20 protein-coding genes and 2 tRNA genes are annotated in these 23,452 nt (G+C 67.6%); 13 read left to right on the top strand and 9 right to left on the bottom strand.

Features of this window, described 5'->3' with window-relative positions:
• Positions 1 to 27: 27 nt before the first annotated feature.
• Positions 28 to 948 carry a ZIP family metal transporter gene (locus tag DTS01S_RS11920; RefSeq protein ID WP_016452392.1) on the top strand — a complete coding sequence of 307 codons (921 nt, stop codon included), beginning with the start codon at positions 28 to 30 and terminating at the stop codon, positions 946 to 948.
• Positions 949 to 972: 24 nt separating this feature from the next.
• Here DTS01S_RS11920 and DTS01S_RS11915 read toward each other — a convergent pair whose 3' ends face one another.
• Positions 973 to 1,704: an IclR family transcriptional regulator gene (locus DTS01S_RS11915; RefSeq protein ID WP_016452393.1), complete on the bottom strand. Its 732-nt coding sequence runs from the start codon at positions 1,702 to 1,704 to the stop codon at positions 973 to 975.
• A 158-nt stretch (positions 1,705 to 1,862) separates the two neighbouring features.
• On the opposite strand from DTS01S_RS11915, the gene DTS01S_RS11910 reads away from it, so the two are divergent.
• The 3 genes from DTS01S_RS11910 (at position 1,863) to DTS01S_RS11900 (ending at position 5,304) form a co-directional block, all read left to right on the top strand.
• Positions 1,863 to 2,816 (top strand): hydroxymethylglutaryl-CoA lyase, encoded by a 954-nt coding sequence (locus DTS01S_RS11910; protein WP_061287772.1) that lies wholly within the window; start codon positions 1,863 to 1,865, stop codon positions 2,814 to 2,816.
• A 39-nt stretch (positions 2,817 to 2,855) separates the two neighbouring features.
• Complete coding sequence (locus DTS01S_RS11905; RefSeq protein ID WP_043790188.1) at positions 2,856 to 4,103, top strand: CaiB/BaiF CoA transferase family protein; 1,248 nt, start codon at positions 2,856 to 2,858, stop codon at positions 4,101 to 4,103.
• A 145-nt stretch (positions 4,104 to 4,248) separates the two neighbouring features.
• Entirely contained in the window at positions 4,249 to 5,304 is a 1,056-nt protein-coding gene (locus DTS01S_RS11900) for a Bug family tripartite tricarboxylate transporter substrate binding protein (protein WP_061287771.1), read from the top strand.
• Between the two features lie 87 nt (positions 5,305 to 5,391).
• Here the strand turns inward: DTS01S_RS11900 and DTS01S_RS11895 are convergent, their stop codons facing one another.
• The gene (locus DTS01S_RS11895) at positions 5,392 to 7,977 is read right to left on the bottom strand and encodes an arginine/lysine/ornithine decarboxylase (protein WP_061287770.1); all 2,586 of its coding nucleotides are present in this window, start codon (positions 7,975 to 7,977) and stop codon (positions 5,392 to 5,394) included.
• Positions 7,978 to 8,128: 151 nt separating this feature from the next.
• Between DTS01S_RS11895 and DTS01S_RS11890 the strand changes: the two genes are divergently transcribed.
• On the top strand, positions 8,129 to 8,554 hold the full coding sequence (locus DTS01S_RS11890) for an NfeD family protein (RefSeq protein ID WP_016448906.1): 426 nt from the start codon (positions 8,129 to 8,131) through the stop codon (positions 8,552 to 8,554).
• A gap of 127 nt (positions 8,555 to 8,681) precedes the next feature.
• The gene (locus tag DTS01S_RS11885; protein WP_016448907.1) at positions 8,682 to 9,599 is read left to right on the top strand and encodes an SPFH domain-containing protein; all 918 of its coding nucleotides are present in this window, start codon (positions 8,682 to 8,684) and stop codon (positions 9,597 to 9,599) included.
• A 68-nt stretch (positions 9,600 to 9,667) separates the two neighbouring features.
• Here the strand turns inward: DTS01S_RS11885 and DTS01S_RS11880 are convergent, their stop codons facing one another.
• The gene (locus DTS01S_RS11880) at positions 9,668 to 10,075 is read right to left on the bottom strand and encodes a tautomerase family protein (RefSeq protein ID WP_047472670.1); all 408 of its coding nucleotides are present in this window, start codon (positions 10,073 to 10,075) and stop codon (positions 9,668 to 9,670) included.
• A 185-nt stretch (positions 10,076 to 10,260) separates the two neighbouring features.
• On the opposite strand from DTS01S_RS11880, the gene DTS01S_RS11875 reads away from it, so the two are divergent.
• From DTS01S_RS11875 to DTS01S_RS31185, 3 genes are all read left to right on the top strand, one after another.
• Complete coding sequence (locus DTS01S_RS11875) at positions 10,261 to 11,220, top strand: LysR substrate-binding domain-containing protein (protein ID WP_061287819.1); 960 nt, start codon at positions 10,261 to 10,263, stop codon at positions 11,218 to 11,220.
• Positions 11,221 to 11,233: 13 nt separating this feature from the next.
• Positions 11,234 to 11,323: transfer RNA gene (locus DTS01S_RS11870), tRNA-Ser, on the top strand.
• A 188-nt stretch (positions 11,324 to 11,511) separates the two neighbouring features.
• Positions 11,512 to 11,634, top strand: a complete 123-nt coding sequence (locus DTS01S_RS31185) for a hypothetical protein (RefSeq protein WP_016448910.1) — start codon at positions 11,512 to 11,514, stop codon at positions 11,632 to 11,634.
• Between the two features lie 33 nt (positions 11,635 to 11,667).
• Here DTS01S_RS31185 and DTS01S_RS11865 read toward each other — a convergent pair whose 3' ends face one another.
• A complete protein-coding gene (locus tag DTS01S_RS11865) occupies positions 11,668 to 13,605 on the bottom strand; it encodes a hybrid sensor histidine kinase/response regulator (RefSeq protein ID WP_061287769.1) in 1,938 nt (645 codons plus the stop codon).
• Positions 13,606 to 13,691: 86 nt separating this feature from the next.
• Positions 13,692 to 13,985 carry a DUF2789 domain-containing protein gene (locus tag DTS01S_RS11860; RefSeq protein WP_016452404.1) on the bottom strand — a complete coding sequence of 98 codons (294 nt, stop codon included), beginning with the start codon at positions 13,983 to 13,985 and terminating at the stop codon, positions 13,692 to 13,694.
• Positions 13,986 to 14,187: 202 nt separating this feature from the next.
• On the opposite strand from DTS01S_RS11860, the gene DTS01S_RS11855 reads away from it, so the two are divergent.
• Complete coding sequence (locus tag DTS01S_RS11855) at positions 14,188 to 14,451, top strand: hypothetical protein (RefSeq protein ID WP_016452405.1); 264 nt, start codon at positions 14,188 to 14,190, stop codon at positions 14,449 to 14,451.
• 179 nt (positions 14,452 to 14,630) lie between these two features.
• On the opposite strand, the gene DTS01S_RS11850 is transcribed toward DTS01S_RS11855, so the two are convergent.
• Positions 14,631 to 15,587 (bottom strand): LysR family transcriptional regulator, encoded by a 957-nt coding sequence (locus DTS01S_RS11850; protein WP_016448914.1) that lies wholly within the window; start codon positions 15,585 to 15,587, stop codon positions 14,631 to 14,633.
• A 106-nt stretch (positions 15,588 to 15,693) separates the two neighbouring features.
• Here DTS01S_RS11850 and DTS01S_RS11845 point away from each other — a divergent pair, with 106 nt between their 5' ends.
• Positions 15,694 to 16,911 carry an MFS transporter gene (locus tag DTS01S_RS11845; protein ID WP_061287768.1) on the top strand — a complete coding sequence of 406 codons (1,218 nt, stop codon included), beginning with the start codon at positions 15,694 to 15,696 and terminating at the stop codon, positions 16,909 to 16,911.
• A gap of 51 nt (positions 16,912 to 16,962) precedes the next feature.
• On the opposite strand, the gene DTS01S_RS11840 is transcribed toward DTS01S_RS11845, so the two are convergent.
• The 3 genes from DTS01S_RS11840 to DTS01S_RS11830 all read right to left on the bottom strand — a co-directional run bounded on the left by DTS01S_RS11840 (position 16,963) and on the right by DTS01S_RS11830 (position 21,001).
• Complete coding sequence (locus DTS01S_RS11840) at positions 16,963 to 18,762, bottom strand: SAM-dependent methyltransferase (RefSeq protein ID WP_061287767.1); 1,800 nt, start codon at positions 18,760 to 18,762, stop codon at positions 16,963 to 16,965.
• 70 nt (positions 18,763 to 18,832) lie between these two features.
• On the bottom strand, positions 18,833 to 19,933 hold the full coding sequence (locus DTS01S_RS11835) for a M15 family metallopeptidase domain-containing protein (RefSeq protein WP_034364978.1): 1,101 nt from the start codon (positions 19,931 to 19,933) through the stop codon (positions 18,833 to 18,835).
• A 45-nt stretch (positions 19,934 to 19,978) separates the two neighbouring features.
• Entirely contained in the window at positions 19,979 to 21,001 is a 1,023-nt protein-coding gene (locus tag DTS01S_RS11830; RefSeq protein ID WP_227472547.1) for a hypothetical protein, read from the bottom strand.
• Between the two features lie 592 nt (positions 21,002 to 21,593).
• Here DTS01S_RS11830 and DTS01S_RS11825 point away from each other — a divergent pair.
• Together DTS01S_RS11825 and wecB are read left to right on the top strand one after the other, a co-directional pair.
• Positions 21,594 to 21,683: transfer RNA gene (locus DTS01S_RS11825), tRNA-Ser, on the top strand.
• 583 nt (positions 21,684 to 22,266) lie between these two features.
• Complete coding sequence (gene wecB / locus DTS01S_RS11820; protein ID WP_061287765.1) at positions 22,267 to 23,451, top strand: non-hydrolyzing UDP-N-acetylglucosamine 2-epimerase; 1,185 nt, start codon at positions 22,267 to 22,269, stop codon at positions 23,449 to 23,451.
• Position 23,452: the final 1 nt, after the last annotated feature.

Below are 23,452 nucleotides of genomic sequence, written 5' to 3'. Positions count from 1 at the left end.
CAACGCCCCAACCCATTCCCGACCAGCATGGATCTGCCACAACGCTTCCGCTCCAAGACCAGCGTACGGTCCAACATCCGCCTGTGGATCGGCCTGGCCATCATGATGGCCGGCGCCTGGGCGCTCACCAGCCAGTTCTGGGCCTATGCCCAGAACCATCCGGTGGTCTTCCAGGCCCTGGCCGGCGGCTCGGCAGCCGCGCTGGCGACAGCCCTGGGCACCGTGCCCGTGATGCTGTCCCAGCGCCTGTCCGAGCGCACGCAGGACACCTTGTTCGGCTTTGGCGCCGGCGTCATGCTGGCGGCCTGCGCCTTCTCGCTGATCCTGCCGGGGCTGGAAGCGGTGCGTACGCAGGGCCTGTTTGGGGGCGGGAGCTGGGCGGCAGGCGCTGTCATCGGCACGGCAATCCTGCTGGGCGGCGCGGCGCTCATGCTCATGGACCGGCTGCTGCCGCACGAGCACTTCATCAAGGGCCGCGAAGGCCTGGACCCGCAAGGCGCGCGCAAGCTGCAGCGCACCTGGCTGTTCGTCTTTGCCATTGCCCTGCACAACCTGCCCGAAGGCCTGGCCATCGGCGTGGGCTATGCGGGCAACGACGGACTGCGCGCCAATGCGCTGGCCACAGGCATTGCCATCCAGGATGTGCCCGAGGGCCTGGTGGTCGCCGTGGCCCTGCTGGCTGCGGGCTACAAGCGCAGCTTTGCCGTGGCGCTGGGCATGGCATCGGGCCTGGTGGAGCCGCTGGGCGCCGTGCTGGGCGCAGTCATCGTCAGCGGCTCGGCCGCGCTGCTTCCCTGGGGCCTGGGCTTTGCGGCAGGCGCCATGCTCTTCGTGATCAGCCACGAGATCATTCCCGAGTCGCACCGCAAGGGCCACGAGGCCTTTGCCACGGGCGGCCTCATGCTGGGCTTTGTGCTGATGATGGTGCTGGACACGGCGCTGGGCTGAGTCCGCGCACCGCGCACGCCTGGCTCAGGGCAGCAAGAGCCCCAGCTCCCGCGCCGCCGCCAGCACATGGCGGGCGTGGCGCTCCTCGTAGCGGTGGGCTGGCATGGTCAGTGTCAGTGCCGCTGCCAACTCTCCATCGCGCTTGAAGACCGGGGCAGAAATCCCGGCGATCTCCCGGTGCCTGTCTCCCACCATGGCGCAGTAGCCATCGGCGCGCACGCGGGCCAGCTGCGTGCGGCTGCCGCCGCGCGATGCGGCGTACAGCTCGGCATCGAACGCGGACAGCACCCGCCCGCCCGCACCCTGCCCCAGCGGCAGCAGATCGCCGGTGCGCGCATGGTCGCGCACGGGATGGGGCGAATCCACGCGGTACAGGCACAGCCGGTCCTGCCCCTGGCGCACGTGGTAGGCCGCACTCTCGCCCGTGGCCTGCACCAGGGTACGCAGCACGGGCATGACCACGCTGTCCAGCGAGAAATGCCGGGCATACACGGTGTTCAGCCGTGCCACGGCCGGGCCCACGGCGTAGCGGCCGTCATCCATGCGCAGCACCCAGCCGCCATGCTCCAGCGAAGCCAGCAGCCGCAGCACGGTGCTCTTGTACAGGCGCGTGCGTTCCGACAGCTGGGCCAGCGTCAGCCCGTCATCTCCGTCGCCAAAGGCGGCCAGCAGGCTCAAGGCCCGGTCCACCGCAGCCACGCCGCCCGGCGCGGCGTTCTCGTCGGCTACCGATTCCGTCACTGATTTGCGAGGCATAAAAAGGCACTCAAGGGAAAACCCCAGGCACGCAGGCTTGACGATGGCGCGTGCAGCAAGGAATATTTCAATAGAGAGAATCAAGTTCTATCTATTAGAACGACTCAAGCAACCGATGTCAACAGGCGAATCCTGCGGTCATCGCCACCCACCACCGGATGTCCCTGCCCATGTCCTCCCACCGTTTTGACGTACTCATCAGCGAAGTCGGCCCGCGCGATGGCCTGCAGTCCGTGGCCTCCACCATGTCCACAGCGCACAAGCTGGCGTGGATCGACGCCCTGGCCCATGCGGGCCTGCAGGAGATCGAGGTCGGCTCCTTCGTCTCGCCCAAGCTGCTGCCCCAGATGGCCGACGCGGCCGAGGTGGTCGCCCACGCCATCACGCTGCCCGGCGTCACCGTGATGGCCCTGGTCCCCAATCTGCGCGGTGCCGAGGCTGCGCTGCGCGCCGGCGTCCACAAGGTCACGCTGCCCGTATCGGCCAGCCCCGCGCACTCCATGGCCAATGTGCGCAAGACCCCCATGCAGATGGTGGACGAGGTGCGGGCCATTGCCGCGCTGCGCGACGAGATCGCACCGCATGCCCTGATCGAGGCGGGCATCTCCACGGCCTTCGGCTGCACGCTGCAGGGCCTGGTGCCCGAGGACGAAGTGATTGCACTGGCCCTGGCCTGCGTGGCAGCCGGCGCCGACGAATCGGGCCTGTCCGACACCACGGGCATGGCCAACCCGGCCCAGGTGCGGCGCCTGTTCACACGGCTGCGGGCCGAGCTGGGCGAACAGGCAGGCGCGGCCCACATGCACAATACGCGCGGCCTGGGCCTGGCCAACTGCCTGGCCGCCTACGAGGCTGGCGCGCGCACCTTCGATGCCTCGCTGGCCGGCCTGGGTGGCTGCCCGTACGCGCCGGGCGCCTCGGGCAACGTGGTCACCGAAGACCTGGTCTTCATGTTCGAGGCCATGGGCATCCGCACCGGCGTGGACATCGATCGCCTGATCGCCGCCCGCCAGCCGCTGGCCGCAGGCCTGCCCGGCGAGGAGCTGCACGGCATGACGCCGCTGGCCGGACTGCCCAAGGGCTTTGCGCCCCACCCCTACGCACCGGCCTGAGCCGCGGCGACAACCCATACATTCATTCACCGTTTTCCCATGAGCCAACCCACCTCCCCCGACACGGCCGCAGGCCAGGCCACGCCACTGCCCTACGCAGGCATCCGCGTGGTCGAGTTCACCCACATGGTCATGGGTCCGTCCTGCGGCATGATGCTGGCCGACCTGGGCGCCGAAGTCATCAAGGTCGAGCCCGTGGGCCAAGGCCGCGACGGCGATGCCACGCGCAAGCTGCTGGGTTCGGGCTCGGGCTTTTTCCCGCTGTTCAACCGCAACAAGAAGAGCGTGACGCTGGACCTGCAGACCGAGGAAGGCAAGCAGGCCGCGCTGCGCCTGATCGCCACGGCCGACGTGGTCTGCGAGAACTTCAAGCCCGGCACCATGCGCAAGCTGGGGCTGGACTACGACAGCCTCAAGGACCGCTTCGAGCGCCTCATCTACGTGAGCCACAAGGGCTTTCTGCCAGGCCCCTACGAGCACCGCACGGCGCTGGACGAGGTGGTGCAGATGATGGGCGGCCTGGCCTACATGACGGGCCGCCCCGGCGACCCGCTGCGCGCCGGTGCCAGCGTCAACGACATCATGGGCGGCATGTTCGGCGCCATGGGCGCGATGGCTGCCCTGGCCCAGCGCGAGAAGACCGGGCGCGGCCAGGAAGTGCAAAGCGCACTGTTCGAGAACAACATCTTCCTGGTCGCCCAGCACATGATGCAGTTCGCCGTCACCGGCAAGCCGGCCGCGCCCATGCCGGCACGCATCTCGGCCTGGGCCATCTACGACGTGTTCGAGGTCCAGGGCGGCGAGCAGATCTTCCTGGCCGTGGTCAGCGACGGCGCCTGGCGCCTGTTCTGCGATGCCTTCGGCCTGGGCGAGCTGCGCGACGATCCGCGCCTTGGCAGCAACAACGACCGCGTGCTGGCGCGCAGCTGGCTGATGCCGCTGCTGCGCGAGAAGATGGCCCCGCACAGCGCTGCCCACATTGCCGAGGTCTTCGAGAAGAACGGCCTGCCCTTCGCCCCCATCGCACGCCCGCAGGACCTGCTGCAAGACCCGCACCTGAACGCCACAGGCGCGCTGGCCCCCATCACCCTGCCCGATGGCCGCGAGACCAAGACCGTGCTGCTGCCCTTCACGCTGGACGGCAAGCGCCTGGATGTGCGCCTGTCGCCCCCGCGCCTGGGCGAGCACAGCCTGGAGATCCTCACAGCACTGGGCTACAGCAGCGAGCAGGCCCTGGCCCTGGCCCGGGGCGAGGCCACCGACAGCCACGCCAAGGCCTCCCATTGATGCCAGGCTGAGCCACTGAAGCCGCCGCCGTCCACCCGACGCGCGGCGCCCCTGCAACCTTGCACCCCATCCACCCCACACCGGACGACGCTTGCCGCGCGCCCGGCGGGGAGGCCTTTTCCCAAAAATTCCCGGAGACAACACCATGCCCGCCATCCAACGCAACCCGGCCGCCCAAAACCGGACACAGACACTGACCCAGGCCCGCCCTTGTTCCGCCCCGCGCCGCCAGTTGCTGCTGTGCGCCCTGCCCGCATTGGCTGCCGCCCTGCTCCCGCTGGCGGCCCAGGCCCAGCCCGGCAACTGGCCCTCGCGCGCCGTGCGCATGGTCGTGCCCTACACGCCGGGCGGCGGCACGGACGCGGTCGCGCGCCAGATCAGCGAGCGCGTGGGCACGCTGAACCAATGGACCGTGGTGGTGGACAACAAGCCCGGCGCGGGCGGCAACATCGGGCTGGATGCGGTGGCCAAGTCCGCGCCGGATGGCTATACCTTCGGCATGGGCCAGACCGCCAACCTCGCCATCAACCCCGCCCTGCTGCCCAGCATGCCCTTCAACCCCCGCACCGACCTGATCCCCGTGGCCCTGGTCGCCGCCCAGCCCACGGTGCTGGTCGTGCCGCAGGACTCGCCATGGAAATCGGTGCAGGACCTGGTCAAGGCCGCCAAGGCCGACCCGGGCGGCATCCGCCAGGGACTGGCATCGACGGGCACGGTGGGCCACCTGGCCGGCGAAATGCTGGCCTTCAAGGCCGGCATCCAGGTGCTCAACGTGCCCTACAAGGGCGCAGCGCCGGCCGTGACCGACCTGCTGGGCAAGCAGACGCACTACATGTTCGGCACGCCCCAGGCCGTCTATCCGCTGCTCAAGGGCGGCAAGCTGCGCGCCCTGGCAGTGACCTCGGCCAGGCGCCTGCCCATCCTGCCCGAGGTGCCCACCGTGGCCGAGTCGGGCTATGCAGGCTTCGAGGCCGTGGACTGGAAGCTGATCGTCGCGCCCAAGGGCACGCCGGCCGCCGTCGTGCAGAAGATGAATACCGCCGTGAACGCGGCCCTGCAGCAGCCCGCCGTGCAGCAGCAACTGCAGGCCGAGGGCAGCACGGCCCTGGGCGGCAGCATGCAGGACGCGGCCCGGTACCTGCTCAAGGAGCAGACGGACTGGGCCGCGCTGATCCGCGATGCCAGGATCCGCCTGGAGTGAGCGGCAAACAGCGGGCAAGAAAAAAGGCGCGGCGCCCCTTGCGGGGACCGCGCCTTTTTGACGGGCCGTCGTCAGCCGGCCAGCCGATCAGATCGTGCGGCCGAAGGGGCCATCATCGCCCACCTGCACCATCTTGCGGCCACGCGCCGGCTTGGCAGCCGTGCCGACTTCCGGCGCCGACCCGGCCTTGCGGGCCGCTGCGGGGCGCTTGGCCGGCGCCTTGACGGCAGCAGCCTTCACGGCCTTTTTGGCAGCGGGCTTTGCCGCAGCCTTGGCAGCCGGCTTGGCCGCCGCCTTGGCCGCCGCCTTGGCCGCTGCGGATTTTCCGGCCGCAGACTTGCCGGCAGCCGGCGCCTTGCGGGCAGGAGCGGCCTGGGCCACGCAGTCGGCGTAGTAGCGCACCTCGCCGTCCGCGTCCTCCAGCTCCACCAGGCCGTGGATGTCGGTCTCGAAGCCAGGGCACTCCTTGGCGAACTCACGCGCGAACAGCAGGTAATCCACGATCTTGCGGTTGAACACCTCGCCGGGGATCAGCAGCGGAATGCCGGGCGGGTACGGCGTGACCAGGCCCACGGTGATGCGGCCTTCCAGGTGGTCGATTTCCACGCGCTCGGTCTTGCGGTGCGCGATGTGGGCGTAGGCATCGCTGGGCTTCATCGCGGGCTTGAGGTCCGACAGATACATCTCGGTCGTCAGGCGGGCGATGTCGTACTTGGCGTACAGCTCGTGCACGTGCTGGCACAGGTCGCGCAGGCCCATGCGCTCGTAGCGGCGGTGCTGCTGGCAGAACTCGGGCAGGATGCGTGCCAGCGGCTGGTTGCGGTCGTAGTCGTCCTTGAACTGCTGCAGCGCAGTCAGCATGGTGTTCCAGCGGCCCTTGGTGATGCCGATGGTGAACATGATGAAGAACGAGTACAGGCCCGTCTTCTCCACCACCACGCCGTGCTCGGCCAGGTACTTGGTCACGATGGAGGCCGGGATGCCCGTGTCCGAGAAATCGCCGTCCAGGTCCAGGCCCGGCGTCACGATGGTGGACTTGATCGGGTCCAGCATGTTGAAGCCGTCGGCCAGTTCGCCAAAGCCGTGCCAGTTGTCGAACTCCTTGCCGTTCTTGGCCTTGGAGCGCTTGGGCGCCGCGTCCTGGCCGCGGATGATCCAGTCCTGGGCCGAGCCGACGCCTTCATCGGCCAGTTTCTCGGGACCCCAGACCTCGAACCACCAGTCGTCGTCGCCGAACTCGTCTTCGACCTTGCGCATGGCACGGCGGAAGTCCAGCGCCTCCAGAATCGACTCTTCCACCAGGGCCGTGCCGCCGGGCGGCTCCATCATCGCGGCGGCCACGTCGCAGCTGGCGATGATGCTGTACTGGGGGCTGGTCGAGGTGTGCATCAGGTACGCCTCGTTGAACAGGTGGTGGTCCAGCTTTTCGGTCTGGCTGTCCTGCACCAGCACATGCGATGCCTGGCTGATGCCGGCCAGCAGCTTGTGGATGGACTGCGTGGCATACACCACCGAGTGCTTGGGGCGCGCGCGCTTCTTGCCCATGGCGTGGTAGCTGCCATAGAACGGGTGGAAGGCAGCGTGCGGCAGCCAGGCCTCATCGAAGTGCAGGTTGGCCACATAGCCGTCCAGCATGCTCTTGATGGTCTCGGTGTTGTAGAGCACGCCGTCGTAGGTGGACTGCGTCAGCGTCAGCACGCGGGGCTTGACCGTCTTGGCATCCACGCCCTTGAGCAGCGGATTGGCCGCGATCTTGGCCTGGATGGACTCCACCGAGAACTCGCTTTGCGGGATCGGGCCGATGATGCCGAAGTGGTTGCGCGTGGGCTTGAGGAACACCGGAATCGCACCCGTCATGATGATGGAGTGCAGGATGGACTTGTGGCAGTTGCGGTCCACCACGACCACGTCGCCGGGCGCCACGGCGTGGTGCCAGACGATCTTGTTCGACGTGGACGTGCCGTTGGTCACGAAGTAGCAGTGATCGGCATTGAAGATGCGCGCGGCATTGCGCTCGCTCTCGCCGATGGCGCCGTTGTGGTCCAGCAATTGGCCCAATTCCTCCACCGCGTTGCACACGTCGGCGCGCAGCATGTTCTCGCCGTAGAACTGGTGGTACATCTGGCCCACGGGGCTCTTGAGGAAGGCCACGCCGCCCGAGTGTCCGGGGCAGTGCCAGCTGTAGGAGCCGTCTTCCGCATAGTCCAGCAGCGCCTTGAAGAACGGCGGCTGCACGCCTTCCAGGTAGCTCTTGGCCTCGCGGATGATGTGCTTGGCCACGAACTCCGGCGTGTCCTCGAACATGTGGATGAAGCCGTGCAGCTCGCGCAGGATGTCGTTGGGCAGGTGGCGGCTGGTCTTGGTCTCGCCGTAGATGTAGATCGGCACATCGGCGTTCTTGCGGCGCACTTCGCCGATGAAGCTGCGCAGGCTGTGGATCACGGGATCGCTTTCGCCACCCAGCGAGAACTCCTCGTCATCGATGGACAGGATGAAGGCACTGGCCCGGCTTTGCTGCTGCGCGAACTGCGACAGGTCGCCGTAGCTGGTCACCCCCAGCACCTCGAAACCTTCTTGCTCGATGGCCTGTGCCAGGGCGCGGATGCCCAGGCCCGAGGTGTTCTCGGAACGGTAGTCCTCGTCGATGATGACGATGGGAAAGCGAAACTTCATGGGGGCAGCCTCCGTAACCTGAGCGGGCCTAAAAAACGAAACAGGCGCGAAGTGTAAGGAATATCCTTATTGCGCCTTTGAAGCGTGCGGCTTTTCACCCAGAATGTGGTGCACTAAACACAAGCAACCGTCATAAACAGGGAGTCTGGGAATGGAATATTCCACCATCTGGTGGCTCGTCGCCGGCGCATTGGTCATCGCCGAATTGCTGACCGGCAGCTTCTATCTGCTGATGCTGGCACTGGGCGCCATCGTCGGCGCGCTGTGCGCCCACATGGGCCTGGCGCCCATTGCCCAGCTCGTCATTGCCGCCGTGCTCGGCAGCGCCTTCGTACTGGCCTGCTACCTGGTGCGCCGGCGCCTGCCCAGCCGCCAGCCCGCCTCCAGCAACCGCGACGTCAACCTCGATGTCGGCGAATCCGTCATGGTCGAGCAATGGAACTCCGACGGCACGGCCCAGGTCCGCTACCGCGGCGCCCAATGGACCGTGATCAGCCGTCCGGGCAACCTGCCCTCTGCCGGCATGCACCGCGTGGCCGAGGTCGTCGGCAACCGGCTGCTGGTGGACAAACTCTGATTGCCCATCCCCACGCCCGCGCTTCACGGCGCGGGCATCTGCATCGGGCATAGTGGCAGGCACCATCCGCCAGCCGTCCCGCCGCCCTCTTGTTTCACCGAATGCCCCTCCGGGGCCTGGAGACACCATGGAAATCGCCATCGTCATTCTGGTCATCGCGGCCATCTTCATCGCACGGTCCATCAAGGTCGTGCCCCAGCAGCACGCCTGGGTCAAGGAACGCCTCGGCAAGTACGCCGGCACGCTCACGCCCGGCCTGAACTTCCTCGTGCCCTTCGTGGACCGCGTGGCCTACAAGCACAGCCTCAAGGAAATCCCGCTGGACGTGCCCAGCCAGGTCTGCATCACGCGCGACAACACCCAGCTGCAGGTGGATGGCATCCTCTACTTCCAGGTCACCGATCCCATGCGCGCCAGCTACGGCTCGTCCAACTACATCATGGCCGTCACCCAGCTGGCCCAGACCTCGCTGCGTTCCGTGATCGGCAAGCTCGAACTGGACAAGACCTTCGAGGAGCGCGACATGATCAACGCCCAGGTGGTCTCCGCCATCGACGAGGCCGCGCTCAACTGGGGCGTGAAGGTGCTGCGCTATGAAATCAAGGACCTGACGCCGCCGGCCGAAATCCTGCGCTCCATGCAGGCCCAGATCACGGCCGAGCGCGAAAAGCGCGCCCTGATCGCAGCCTCCGAAGGCCGCCGCCAGGAACAGATCAACATCGCCACGGGCGAGCGCGAAGCCTTCATCGCCCGCTCCGAAGGCGAGAAGCAGGCCGTCATCAACAAGGCCCAGGGCGAGGCCGAATCCATCAAGGCGGTCGCAGACGCCACGGCCCAGGCCATCGAACGCGTGGCCAACGCCATCCGCCAGCCCGGTGGCGAGCAGGCCGTGCAGCTCAAGGTCGCCGAAAAGGCCGTCGAGGCCTATGGCCAGGTCGCCTCTGATGCCACCACCACGCTGATCGTGCCCAGCAACATGACCGAAGTCTCCAGCCTGATCACCTCGGCCATGAAGATGATCCAGACCGGCCAGCGCACCAGCTGAGAGCCGCCGCCACGCCATGAACAACGGGCCATCGCGGCCCGTTTTTCATTGCAGCGGCGTTGTGCGGATCAGGCGGGTGCGCCCACCTGCTGCACCAGGCCCATGGCGAAGCGCCCGTGGCCCACGGACCAGTCCGAGTAGTCGTTCTCATGCATGAAGATGAACACGTCGGCCGGCGCAACCCCCGCCCCTTCATGCAGATTGCGCGCAATGGCCGCATACAAGGCCTTCTTCATCGCATCGCTGCGCCCGCGCCGCATGGTGATCTCGACCACCACCACCGCATCCGAACGCGCCATCCCGTTGAAACTGCGGCTGAACGCGAACTGCCCGGGAGCGTACGGATGCACCATGTTGAACAGTTCGTCCTCTGGCATGCCTATGCCCTCCACCAGGGCGCGGTGAATGCCCTGCACGACGGCATCGCGCTGGGAAGTGGAGGTGGACTGGGGCAGATAGGTGTGGACGAAGGGCATGGTGCTATGTGCTTTGGGATCGAATGGAGATGGAAAGTCCGGCCAGAATCCACGCAGGATTGCCAGCCGAAGCGGCAAATCTACCGACCGGCCCATGGCCTGAAAAGCGATGATTCGGCCGGTTCTATGTACCTGGAACTCACATAGCCTCCACCCGCCCCGTGACCCGACCCATGACCCGGCCCATGACCCGCCACCTGCCCCCGCTGGCCGCCCTGCGCGCCTTTGAAGCCGCCGCACGCCTGGGCCGCATGACGGCGGCTGCGGACGAGCTGTGCGTCTCGCCCGGCGCCGTCAGCCGCCAGGTCAGGCAGCTGGAGCAGCACCTGGGCCTGCCGCTGTTCGCAGGCACCAAGGCCCGCCCCACGCTCACTGCGGCAGCACGCACCCTGCAGCCGGCGCTGACCCAGGCCTTCGAGCAGATCCATGAGGCGGTGCGCAGCCTGGGCGACGCCCACGAAGGCCCTCTGGACGTGGCCAGCTTCAGCACCTTCACCGTCAAATGGCTGATCCCCCGGCTGTTCGACTTTCACGCGCACCACCCCGGCATCGAGGTGCGCCTGCGCACCACCGACACCGGCACCGACGCTGCACGCGAAGGCTGCGACCTGCTCATCACGGCCATCACGCACGACAGTGGCGAGGCCCTTGCAGACAACGAGACGTCCCTGCCTCTTTTCGCCGAATACCTGGGCCCGGTGATGTCCCCGGCCATGGCAGGACGCCTCCAGCAGCCTGAAGACCTGGCCAGCCTCCCCTTGCTGCACACACGCGGCCGGCGCAACGCCTGGGACCTGTGGGCCGCCTCCATGGACATCGCCGCGCCCGCAGCGGCCGGCCCCGTCTACGAGCACTACTACTTCACGCTGGAAGCGGCGCTGCGCGGCCTGGGCGCGGCCGTCGCCCCCTGGCACCTGGTGATGGACGACGTGCAGGCCGGCCGCCTGCTGGCGCCCTTCGGCTTCACTGCCTCCGGCTACCGCTACCTGGCGCTGCGCCGCAGCACTGCGGTGCAGACCCGGCTCGACATCTTCTGCAACTGGCTGCAGGCGCAGGCACGGGTCATGCCCGAAGCGCCAGCCGTCCAGGGCATATCGATCACGCATGCAGGAAACTTCGCGGCCACCCCAAAAAATCGATGCTAGAATCGCGGTCTTCGGAGAGGTGGATGAGCGGTTTAAGTCGCACGCCTGGAAAGCGTGTGTGGGCTAATCCCCACCGCGGGTTCGAATCCCGCCCTCTCCGCCAGACATGGCGCCAAGCCAGTGAAAAAGCCCTGACGACGTTGGTCCCAGGGCTTTTTTTCGTCCACCCGATGCCTGCACGGCCGCACGCGGCGATGATGGCCCTCGATCAAGGGGGCAATGACAGGGTGTTACAGCAGCGCCCCTCTGCGCTGATAGATTGCCCGGTTCAGTCATTGCACCCGGAACGAGATGAAACCAAAAATCAACTTTATCGAGAGGGAGCGCCTCTTTCGCCGCGAGCTGAAGCGGCGCGGCGTCAAGTTCCTGCCCATGCAGGTACTGCGCCGGCTGTTCGAGAAGGCTGGTGTCTGAGGCCGTCTCAGGATCTCGCGGCTTTCCAGGGGCTCAAGCCTTCCCGAGCTGATGAAGCAGCTGGCGTAGATCGTCCTGCGAATAGGGCTTGGCCAGCCGCGTCATTCCTGGTGGCAGTGCCGGTATGTCGGCAAAGCCGCTGGCCAGGATGAAGTTCAGGCCCGGGTATCGCGCGGCAATATGCCGGGCCAGCTCCACGCCGTTCATGCCGGGCATGGCGTAGTCGGAGATGACCACGTCGAAGCGCGCCTGCCGCGCAAGCAGGTCGATGGCCTCCTGCCCGGCGCCCAGGGTCGTGACGCGGTGGCCCAGGTCTTCCAGCAGGGCCGAGGCATTGGCCCTCACCAGCGGGTCGTCATCCACCAGCAGCACATCCAGGGGCCCCACGTCCTGCACGCTTTGCCCGCCCAGATGGCAGGCCGCGCTTTCGTCCTTGGAGACGGGCATCCACATCTCCACCGTGGTGCCGCTGCCCAGGGCGCTGTGCAGCACGAGCTTGCCGCCGGACTGGGCCACCAGCCCGTCCACCATGGCCAGGCCCAGGCCGGTGCCCTTGCCCACGCCCTTGGTGGTGAAGAAGGGCTCGACCACATGCGAGAGTGTCTGTTCGTCCATGCCCTCGCCGGTGTCCACCACGCGCACGCAGACATACGAGCCCGAGGCCAGGCCCGCAAGCTGGCGCGGCAGCGTGGTTTCCACGGCCGCCGTGATCTTGATGACGCCGCCGCCCGGCATGGCATCGCGCGCATTGGCAACCAGGCTGAGGATGCTGCTCTCGAACTGGCTGGGGTCGGTGGCGATGCGCGGCAGGTCTGAGGCCAGGGCCATCTTCAGAAAGATATGCGGGCCAGCCGTCTGCTGCAGCAGGCCTTGCATCCCGGTCAGCAGCACAGCGACGTCCACGGCCTGCGTCTTCAATTCCTGCTGCCGCGCAAAGGCCATCATGCGCTGGGTCAGCGAGGCACCGCGCTGTGCGCCGCGCGTGGCTATCTCCACCAGCGAACGCAGGCGATCGTCGGGCGGCATGCGCTTGCGCAGCAGTTCCAGGCTGCTGAGCACGGCCATCAGCAGATTGTTGAAATCATGGGCCACCCCGCCCGTGAAGCGGCCGATGGCCTCCATCTTCAAGGCCTGGCGCAGCTGGGCCTCGGCAGCCTTGCGCTCCGTCACATCACGCGTGACCTTGGCAAAACCGATCAGCTGGCCCTCGTCGTAGATGGCATCGATCACGACCGATGCCCAAAAACGCGAGCCGTCCTTGCGCACGCGCAGGCCTTCGGCCTCCATGCGGCCGGTGCTGACGGCCGTGCGCAGTCCCGCCTGTGGCAGCCCCGCCTGCTGGTCCTCTGGTGTGTAAAAGCGCGAGAAATGGGTATGGAGGACCTCGTCCTCTTCATAGCCCTTGATGCGCTTGGCACCCAGGTTCCAGCTGACGATGCGGCCCTCGGGATCCAGCATGTAGATCGCACAGTCGGTCACGCTCTGCACCAGCAAGGCAAAGCTGCGCTCGGCGCTGGAAAGAGGGCTGGACCGGGAAGGCACGGCCAGAGCCTGCGATGCCCCGGACGGGGGTGCATCCGCCTCGCGCACACTCAGCAGCAGGGCCAGGCTGCCATCGCCGAGCCGTACGCGCGAGCTGCATGAGGCCACGGGCCGCTCGCGTCCCGTGCAGGTCAGCAAGGGCCAGCGGCTGGCCTGCCGTGGGGCGCCTGCGGGCTCGCACTGGCTGTTGAACCAGCCTGCGCGCCCGCTGCTGGCGACGAAGCGGTCCTCGAAAACACTGCCCTCCAGGGCATCGCCGGAATGCTCCAGCAGGCTCAACGCATGGCGGTTGCAGCGCGCCAGGCGTCCATCGAGTCCGACGACGAAGACTGCGTCCGGAAAGGCCTCCAAAGCAGCAAGGCCCGGATCAAGGGGGAGTTGTGCGTCGGAGCCTGCAGGGGCCGGCGCCAGACCAGTCGAGGTCAGCATGTGAACGACTCCGTAGGCAAATGGGTTGAACGAGCCGGAAAAATTGTAAGCACCACGGGTTCATCGCAAGCGGTTGCATCACAGGATCAGGGACGAGCCTCCTGCTCGTGCCCGGCAATTGCGGGCGAAGGCGCAGCCTGGAGGTCCGGCTCGGCATGCAAGGCCTCGCTGAGCTGATCCACCACCAGTGCCCAGGTCGCATCGGCATGCCACTGCTGCGAGAACAGGGCACGTTGCGCGTCGGTCCAGAACGGTGCATCCACCAGCAGCGTATCCTTTTCCAGCCGGTGCGAGAGGATGAACTGCTTGATGCCCTCCGGGCTGGAGTCCAGACCCAGCTGGTCGAAAAGATTGGTCATGGTGGGTTCGGCTGTGATCATGGGGGGTCCTTGTTGTGACGGGGTTGGCTCAAGGCTAGAAGCTCGGCCGGCGGCACCATGTCGGACACTGAAGCAAGCTGCCGTCGGCGGCCCTTCTGCGAGTGGGCCGCAGCGCCCGCGCCGTGCAAAGCCCTGCTCCTACACGGTTGCCTCGGCGGTCCGGCGCACCATGCAGCCATCTCATCACAGGACATTGCATTCCATGAAGAAACTGCTGCTTGCCACCGCCATTTCCTTCGCAGCTGCCGCTGCCCTGTCACCCGTCCATGCCCAGGTGGGCAAGGCCGCCTCCGAAGCCGCCGACGCTGCAGACCACAAGGTGAAGGAAAAGCAGGCCGACGCCAAGGCCAAGGACAGCGGGCCGGTCGGCAAGGCCGTGAACAACGTCAAGTCGGACTACCACAACAAGCGCTCCAAGCAGTCGGCAGAGAACGCCAAGGAATCGCTGAAGAAGGCGACCGAGTAGACGGCAACGCCCGGATAGACAAAGGCCCACTCGCGTGGGCCTTTGTCTTTTGGAGAAGCCCGGCCATGCCGGGCGCAGCCTCAGAAGCTGTGCCGCAGCGCCAACATCACACTGCGCGGCGCACCGGGCAGGTTCAGGTCGGGGCTGGTGCCGTGGGCGGACACGATGCAGCAAGCAACTCAGGGCAGCGGCGCGCGCATTCCCGTCAGGCCCGGCATGACTTCCCGCATGGCCGCAATGAAGGCGCGCAGCCGCGCCGGCTGGTGGCGCGCGGGTGGGTAGACCAGATGCACGGGCAGCGGCGCCGCCTGCCAGTCGGGCGCCAGATGCACCAGGCGGCCGGCCTCCAGATCCTCGCGCACGATCCAGGCCGAGGCCAGGGCCGCGCCCAGTCCGCCCAGGGCGGCGTTGCGCAGCGCATAAAGGCTGTCGGTGCTGAGCCGGGGCTCGAACTGCAGGCGCCAGGATTTGCAGACCCGCTCATCGCCCACGCGGTGCAGCTCCAGCTCGCGCTGGTAGAAGGTGCGCAGCGCAATCCAGGGCAGGCCCTGCAGTTCGCGCGGGTGCTGGGGCACGCTGCCCTGCCCCAGCAAGGCAGGCGCGGCCACGGCAATGCGCGGCACCTCGGCCACGCGCAGCGCAATCACCGAAGGGTCGACCACGGTGCCGACCTGCACGGCGCAGTCGATGCCTTCGGCAATGAAGTCCGGCTGGCGGTCATGCAGCAGCCATTCGACCTTGACGGCCGGATGGCGGTCCAGAAACGCCAGCAGCGGCGCCATGAGCTGGTCCTGGCCGAAGGCGTGGGGCGCGACCACGCGCAGCAGGCCGCGCGGCGTGTCCTGGGCGCCGCGCAGGTCGGACTCCAGCGCGTGCCATGCCTCCAGCAGCTCGCGCGCATGCTCCAGGCAGCGCTGGCCGTCGTCGGTCAGCGCCATGGCGTGGGTGGAGCGCCGCAGCAGGCGCAGGCCCAGCGCGCGCTCCAGCGTCTGCAGGCGCCGGCTGACCGTGGGCTGGGTGGTGGACATCTGCTGCGCAGCGGCCGAAAGACTGCCGCTTTCGACGATGCGCACAAAGGTCTGCAGCAGCTCGATGCGGTCAGCGCCAGAAGGCAGGGGAAGGTCGGCAAGGGTCATACGCCAAGCGTATATCGATTCTGCAGGCGCAGCCACTACCGTGGTGTGCTGCGCCGCACCACACTACGGCCATCGCTTTTCAACTGCGCCTGACAGGCGCCTCAACATGTCTTCTATTCAATCTACGCATATGCAAACCGCTGCGGGCGCGCAGGGCGCCGGCGTGCCGGCATCGCTGGTGCTGCTGATGGCGACCACAGCGGGCGTGGGCGTGGCCTCGCTCTACTACAGCCAGCCCATGCTGGGGGTGCTCGGCCCCGACCTGGGCGCAGGCGAACGCGCCGTGGGCTTTGTGCCCACGCTGACCCAGCTGGGCTATGCGCTGGGCATTTTGCTGCTGGCACCGCTGGGCGACCGCATGGACCGCCGGCGCATCATCCTGGCCAAGACCGCCGCGCTGATGCTGGCCCTGCTGGCCAGCGGGCTGGCTCCGGGCCTGGCGCCGCTGCTGGCTGCCAGCCTGGCCGTGGGCTTGGCCGCCACCCTGGCGCAGGACGTGGTGCCGGCCGCCGCCACGCTGGCGCCCGAGCACCAGCGCGGCAAGGTGGTGGGCACGGTGATGACGGGGCTGCTGCTGGGCATCTTGCTGTCGCGCGTGGTCAGCGGCCTGCTGGCCGAGCATGGGGGCTGGCGCAGCGTCTACCTGCTGGCCGCCGCTGCCATGGCACTGCTGGGGGTGGCCCTGTGGCGCGGGCTGCCGAGTTTCAAACCCACCACGCAACTGGGCTATGGCGCGCTGCTGGGCTCCATGGTGCAGCTGTGGCGCAGCCAGCCTGCGCTGCGCCGCGCGGCACTGGCACAGGGCCTGCTGTCGGTGGCCTTCAGCGCGTTCTGGTCCACGCTGGCCGTGATGCTGCACCAGCAGTTCCACATGGGCAGCGCCGCTGCCGGCGCCCTGGGCCTGGCGGGTGCGGCCGGTGCGCTGGCCGCCCCGCTGGCAGGCCGGCTGGCCGACCGCAGCGGCCCGCAGCGCGTGACCTGCCTGGGTGCGGGCCTGGCCCTGGCATCGTTCGCCGTGCTGGCACTGTCGCCCTGGCTGCCGGCCGGCGCACAGCTGCCGCTGCTGGTGGCCAGCGCCATCGGTTTCGACTTCGGCATCCAGGCCACGCTGGTGGCGCACCAGACCCTGGTGTACGGCCTGGAGCCTGCGGCGCGCAGCCGGCTCAATGCGCTGCTGTTCACGGGCGTGTTCATCGGCATGGCCTCGGGCTCGGCGCTGGGCGCGCTGGCCCTGGCGCAATGGGGCTGGAGCGGCGTGGTGGCCCTGGCCTGCGCGGCATCGGCGGCAGCGCTGGGCGTGCGGCTGGCCGGCCGCCAGCACTGAAGCTGGCAGGCCGGGCCGTTGGCGGGCCTGCCAGCCTATGCCCTGGCCTGCCTATGCCCCGGCCTGCAGACGCGCCGCGCGCTGCGCCAGCCGCTGCTGCTGCGAGGCACGCAGGGCAGCGATCTGCGCCAGGATCTGCTGCTGCTTTTCCATCAGGCGCTGCGTGTGCACGCCATGGGCATCTCCCGCCAGGCCCTGGGCGATGCAGGCGAGCGCGCGCCCCGGGTCGCCGCACTGCTGCCAGGTGTAGGCCAGGTTGAGCTGGGTGCGGGCATCGCGCGGGTCTATGCGCTCGGCCTGCAGGTAGGCGTCATGCGCGGCAGCAAACTGCTCCTGGCAGAACAGGCAGTCGCCCAGCACGTTCCACAGCCAGGTGCTGAGCCAGGGGTTGAGCTCCAGCGCGCTGCGCGCCAGCTCGATGCCTGCCGCAAAGTCCCGCAGCTGCAGGCCCACGAACTCCGCCACCTCGCCCAGCAGGCGCCAGTCGCGCGGGCTGCGGGTGATGGCCTGGCGGTAGCTTTCCAGCGCGGCGTCCTGCCGGCCCGACTCCAGGTGCGTGCGGGCCTCATGGGCCGGGGCCTCGAAGAACTGCTGCGCGTCGGCGCTGAAGCGGTTGAGAAAGGCGGCCGCCGTGCGCTCGCATCCCTCGCCGATCAGCAGCCGCGCATGGATGGCCCTTTGCGCATCGCCCGGAGGCGCCAGCACCTGCCAGCCCTCGCGCCCGAACAATTGCGCCAGCAGCGGGAAGTTCAGGCCGATGGCGCTGGTGCGGCCAAAGCGCTGGGAGGCGCCCGACTGGGCCGCCGCCTCGGGCGTGCAGGCGCCGTAGTCGTTGATGAGCACCAGGCCCTTGGGCGCCAGCCGCTGCTGCAGCGTCTGCAGCGCGCCGAAGGCGCCGTGGTTGACCAGCAGGCGTGTCGCGTCCTCGCTGACGGACAGGGCGGCATCCACCCAGGGCGACAGTGCCGCGTCGCCGCAGTCGAAAAATCCCGTCTCCTGCTCGAACAGGCCCACCAGGGGCAGCAGGCGCGCGCGCTCGGCCGCATCCGCGTGATCCACCAGGGCGCGGATCTCATGCGGCGACAGCGCGGTGTACTGGCGCACGAGCTGGGCATCGTCCGTCAGGCGGGTGCGTATGCGCAGCTCCTGCACCGGCCCGCCGTTCTGGCGCCGCACGACGGTGGCGGGCAGCACATCCAGCACGTAGTTGCAGAACACGGCATGCAGCGGCGGCAGCGGCACCGTGCTGCCGTCGTGCAGCCGAACGGCCTCGGGGTGCATGGCGTCGCAGCAGCCTGCCACGACCTGGCCGCCAAACTCGGCAAACAGGCCGCGCTCGTGCCACTGCGCAACGGTGCGCGGCGAGCCGTCTGTCACGTAGCAGACCAGCCGCTGGTCGAAATCACGCCCTTCCTGCTGGCACAGGTGCCGGAAGGCCTGCAGGAACATGCGCGCGAACAGGCCGCAGCCCGCGCCCAGCTCCAGCACGGCAATCGTGCCCTGCGGCGCCGTGTCCGCGCAGTGATGGAACAGCAGGGCCGCCGCATCTTCGGAGAGACGGCCGCTGTTGTTGACCACGTAGGGCACCTCGTTCTCGGCAAAGGTCAACAGGCCCGCCTGCGCCCAATGCAGATGGCCCAGCTCCCACTCGATGCTTTCGGTGATGGGCCGAAAGTCCTGCAGCAGTTGCGAGGCGACGCGCACACCGGACAGCACGTCCTGCGGCGCACGGACCGCAGCGGGCGGCCCGGTGGGCGCACCGGCAGAGGCGGAAAGGGACAGGGAAATGGGCATGGACATGGGCAAGGGCACGCGCAGCGCGGCCTCGCCCTTCGAATAGTCGGTTCTCAAGATGCTTTCTCCGGGAGATGCACGGCAGTGGCGCCTGTCCGCGCGGCAGGCGGCAGACGTCCGGCCGGGCTCAGGGCACGGGTGCCCACTTGGACCAGTTCAGGTCGGCCTGCTCGAAATCGGCCTTGAGCATGCGGCGCATGGCGGCCACCTCGTCCTGGGTGATCTGCGTTTCCTTCACCTGCTTGCCCGTGGCCAGTGTGCGGGCCTTGGCCAGATCGGCCTTGGTCACGGAGGCCGTTCCGGCCCAGATGGACTTGGCCGAACCCACGGTGACCCAGTGCTTGCCCTGGGACTGCAGGTCGGCCTGGTAGGCGGATTTCCAGCGCATGTTGTTCTGCGAAACGGCATTGAGCAGCTTGGCCAGCGAGCGCTGGTTGCTCACGCCTTCCTGGGCGAAGGCCTGCAGGTGCACGCGCTCGAACTTCAGCGGCAGCAGGCCCTGCTTGGCGGCCAGGCGGTCGCGCTCATCCCACCAGCGCGCGGCATCGGCCGCTTTGGCGGTGTGCAGCTGGTTGAGCCAGTCGGCATCGGTGACGATGCTGCCGTCGCCCTTGACCCACTGGAAGCGCTTGAAGCCGATGTCGGCCGCCCGGCCGAAGTTGTGGTTGCTCTCGCCGGGGCCGGCCTTGGTCTGGGTCTCTGCCGCCTGCTGGGCAAAGGTGCGGCGGCGGCCGGTGGGCGTGATCCACAGCGCGATCTTGTGCGTGTCGTACATCTGCTGCACCAGGCTGGCCAGCTTGGCGCGAAAGGTGGGCTCGTACTCCGCATCGTTGGCAATGGCGGCCTTGCTGGTGGCCGCATCCTGGGCCTTGGCCTCGATATACACCGTCTTGGAGTTGTTCGCGGAGCGCATGTTCTGGTGCGATGCAGGCAGCATGGCGCTGAGCTTGGCCACCGTGGCGCCACCGGCTGCCGCCAGGCCCAGTGCCTCCTTGGCGCCACCGGCCTGCGGCTGGCCGGGCGCGGCCTTGGCCGCCGCCAGCTTGTGGTCGTTCTGGAAACGCTCCAGCGCGGCGCGCGTCTGGGCGCCGTAGCTGCCGTCGTAGTCCACGCCCAGATAGGGTGCATTCTTGGCGTCCTTCACCACGCGCAGCATGGCCTGCAGCAGGGCCACGTCATGGACCTGGTTGCTGCCGCCCTCGCCTACGCTGTCCTTGATGTCTGGCATGTGTCTTCCCTCTTTGCGGTTGTCGGTGTCACGCGCTGCACGGGCTCAGCGGGCGGGATCGGTCTTGCGGTCAGGTTTCCGGCCGGGCGCCTGTTCCGCCTTCGGCAGCAGATGCGCCAAAGGCACCGTGCGCGGCTGCAGCCTGGCCGAGCAGGCACGCAGCCGCAGCGATTCGGCATGCGCCTGTGCCATATCCGCGGCCACCTGCACCAGGGCGTGATGCGGCGCAGCTCCTGCGGGGCGTGTGAGCACCACGGCATAGCCTCCCAGGCAGTCGGCCTGCTGCGCGCGCGCTGCACGCGCGGCGGCCACGCCGGCATAGCGCGCAGCCACCACGGCCTGCACGGCAGCCGGCGGCGCCGATGCCTGTTCGGCAAACGCCTGCCGGCCTGCGTTCCAGCGCAGGCTGCGGGTCTCGATCTGGTCGGGGGCGTCGTCCTGCGGTGAGTCATAGCGCACCAGCAGCACCGGGATCCGGCCCGTGGGCGCCAGCACCCAGCTTTGGTAGCTGCCTGGAGGCTCTTCGTACTGCCAGGCCAGATGCGGCCCCTGGGCCGTGGCGACATAGAGCGCATGGCGGCGCTTGGGATGGTCGAAGCCGCCCATCTGCGTGACCAGCAGGGCGCGCGCCCCGCCCTGCACGCCGGGCAGGCGCAAGGTCCGCGCCGCAGCGGTGACCGTGCCTTCTTCCTCGCCGGTCGTCCAGACGCGAGTGCGCTGCGCGGCCTCGGACAAGGGATCGCCCACGCCGTACAGCGGATCGGATGGCGCCAGCTGGGCCTGCCCTCTTGAAGCAGGCCAGGCCAGCGCCGCTGGCTTGCCTTGCTCCATACCGGCACGCACCAGCCTCAGTTCGAAGGGACAGGCCGACGCCGTGCAGGCAGGCAGGGACAACTCATAGGCAGGCGCCCCCTTGGCCGTGCCGGACGGCAGGCTTTCCAGCACCTGCCGCTGCAGCCCGGCAGCGAACGCCGTCGTACCCAGCAGCGCCACAAGCCCGAAGGCCAGTGCGGGCAATACCGGCGTCTGGCGAAATGAAGAATCGGCGTGCATTGAGTGGGAAGCCATGGTGATAGCGAGTTCCTATGATTTGCCAGACGGAAATCCGTTACTGCTGCATTTCATCGGCGCAGGCATTTTCCACAAGCTCCCATTCGATGTCTGTTGCAAAATGCATCCAACGCCGCATGAAGGTAATTCGTCCCCTGCATTGCCTGCCGGACCCCGTGCAAATACCAATTCATTGGCGGTGTTTTTTTCAAGAAACATCAACAATATCAATAGCTTGCACCAACGCAGATGGGCAATGAAAATACCATCTTGTACACATGAAAAATGTCGCCACAGATGGACGGACCGCACCGGAGATTCACACCGCATTCCGGCACCTTCCATTTACACGAACTCCATTACATTTTCCACCCTGAAAATCAGTGGATGACCACCAGGCGCATGCATTGAACCCATCGCAAATCCGTCCCATGTCACGGTATTGCCTGCCGTCACTACCCGCCTGTCCGCGCCCGGACAGGCAACACCCGGCATTGCCACGGTTGCACTGCAGGCCCTGAGTGGGGCAACCATCGCCGCACGGGCCAGCGCAGCCGGCACCAGTTTCTTACCGTGGACGCCCGAAATCACTGCTACAATCGAGGGCTTCGGAGAGGTGGATGAGCGGTTTAAGTCGCACGCCTGGAAAGCGTGTGTGGGCTAATCCCCACCGCGGGTTCGAATCCCGCCCTCTCCGCCATACACCCAGCAAAACGGGCCCCTACACGGGGCCCGTTTTCGTTTCCGGGCCTGCATTCGGCCCGGGTCCTGCCCTGCGCAGCCTCGCGCCGCATCCACCCGGCAGGCCGTCAGCGCATAGGGAAAGTCACAGGCTGCACCTGCCCCTCAAGCCTTGCGCAGACCCCTGCCTGGGCATGCAATACGCAGGTGTCCGACAGGCACAGCCTTGTTTCAGTGATGTACTAGCTGCAACAAAGCACCCAGGCGCGCAGCTTTGTGCAACCGCAGCGCGGCGCGAACAAGCATTCAGGCCCAGCCGCAAGAGGCTTGCAGGGTGAGCGATCCGACGGAGGTTCCAAATGGAAAGCAATGTCACAAAATCCCTTCAAGTCCTCTTAATTTCCGTCAATTTCACTCAATTGACGATAGTTTTCAATCAGAGACGCCAAGCCGATCGAAAAAGCCAAAAACCCGACGTATATTCCACACCGCCTTGCAGCCTGCCCGGCCCGCCCTCGGGCTGAGACGGCCCCCGCTCTCCGGGCGCGGAGCACCAGAACAACGCAGGAGCGAAGAGCACAAGAAGACGCAAAGGGGTTGGCATGAAAATTCTTTCGTTTTTCGGGACCCGTCCCGAGGCCATCAAGATGGCGCCGCTGGTGACGGCCCTGTCGCAGACGCGCGGCATCGAAAGCGTGGTGTGCGTGACGGGCCAGCATCGCCAGATGCTGGACCAGGTGATGGAGCTGTTCGGCCTGCAGGCCCGGCACGACCTGGCCGTCATGCAACCCAGCCAGACACTCAACGGCCTGTTCTCCCGCGTGGTGGCGGGCGCCGACGGCGTGCTGGAGCAGGAAAAGCCCGACTACGTGCTCGTGCACGGCGACACCAGCACGGCCACGGCCTGTGCGCTGGCAGCATTTCACCGGCGCATTCCCGTGGGCCATGTGGAAGCCGGCCTGCGCACGGGGGATCTGGCCCAGCCCTTTCCCGAGGAAATGAACCGCCGCGTGGTCGATGTGGTCAGCCAGTGGATGTTCGCGCCCACGCCCACGTCGCGTGCCAACCTGCTGCGCGAGAACCTGCAGGGCCGCATCGCCGTGACCGGCAATACCGTCATCGATGCGCTGGCCACGCTGTGCGACCGGCTCGATGCCCGGCCCGAGCTGGCCCGCGACATTGCCGGGCGCCATCCCTGGGTGGACGCGCAGCGCCCGCTGCTGCTGGTCACGGGCCACCGGCGCGAGAACTTCGGCGAAGGCTTCCAGAACATCTGCGCCGCGCTGGCCGAGCTGGCGCGGCGCCATCCGGACCTGCTCATCGTCTACCCGGTGCACTTCAATCCTGCCGTGCGCGAGGTGGTCATGCGTACGCTGGGCGGCATGGACAACATCCGCCTCATCGATCCGCTGGACTATGTGGACTTCGTCTGGTTCATGCAGCGGGCCCGCATCATCCTGACCGATTCCGGCGGAGTGCAGGAGGAAGCACCCTACCTGGGCAAGCCCGTGCTGGTGATGCGCGATGTGACCGAGCGGCCCGAGGCCGTATCGGCCGGCACCGTGCTGCTGGTGGGCACGCAGCGCGCGCGCATCGTGGCCGAGGTGAACCGCCTGCTGACCGATGAAGGCCACCGCACCTCGTTCGCGCGCCGCATCAATCCCTATGGCGACGGACGGGCCTCGCAGCGCATCGTACGGGCCTTGCTGGGACAGCCCTTCGAGGAGTTTGCCGCCGGACCGGCAGGCATCCTCGCCACCATGGGCAAGGGCCTGGCGCCGGCCTGAA

Origin of the sequence: Delftia tsuruhatensis NBRC 16741, assembly GCF_001571325.1 — a bacterium.
GTDB lineage: Bacteria > Pseudomonadota > Gammaproteobacteria > Burkholderiales > Burkholderiaceae_C > Comamonas > Comamonas tsuruhatensis.
This window is presented reverse-complemented; position numbering and strand designations above follow the sequence as displayed.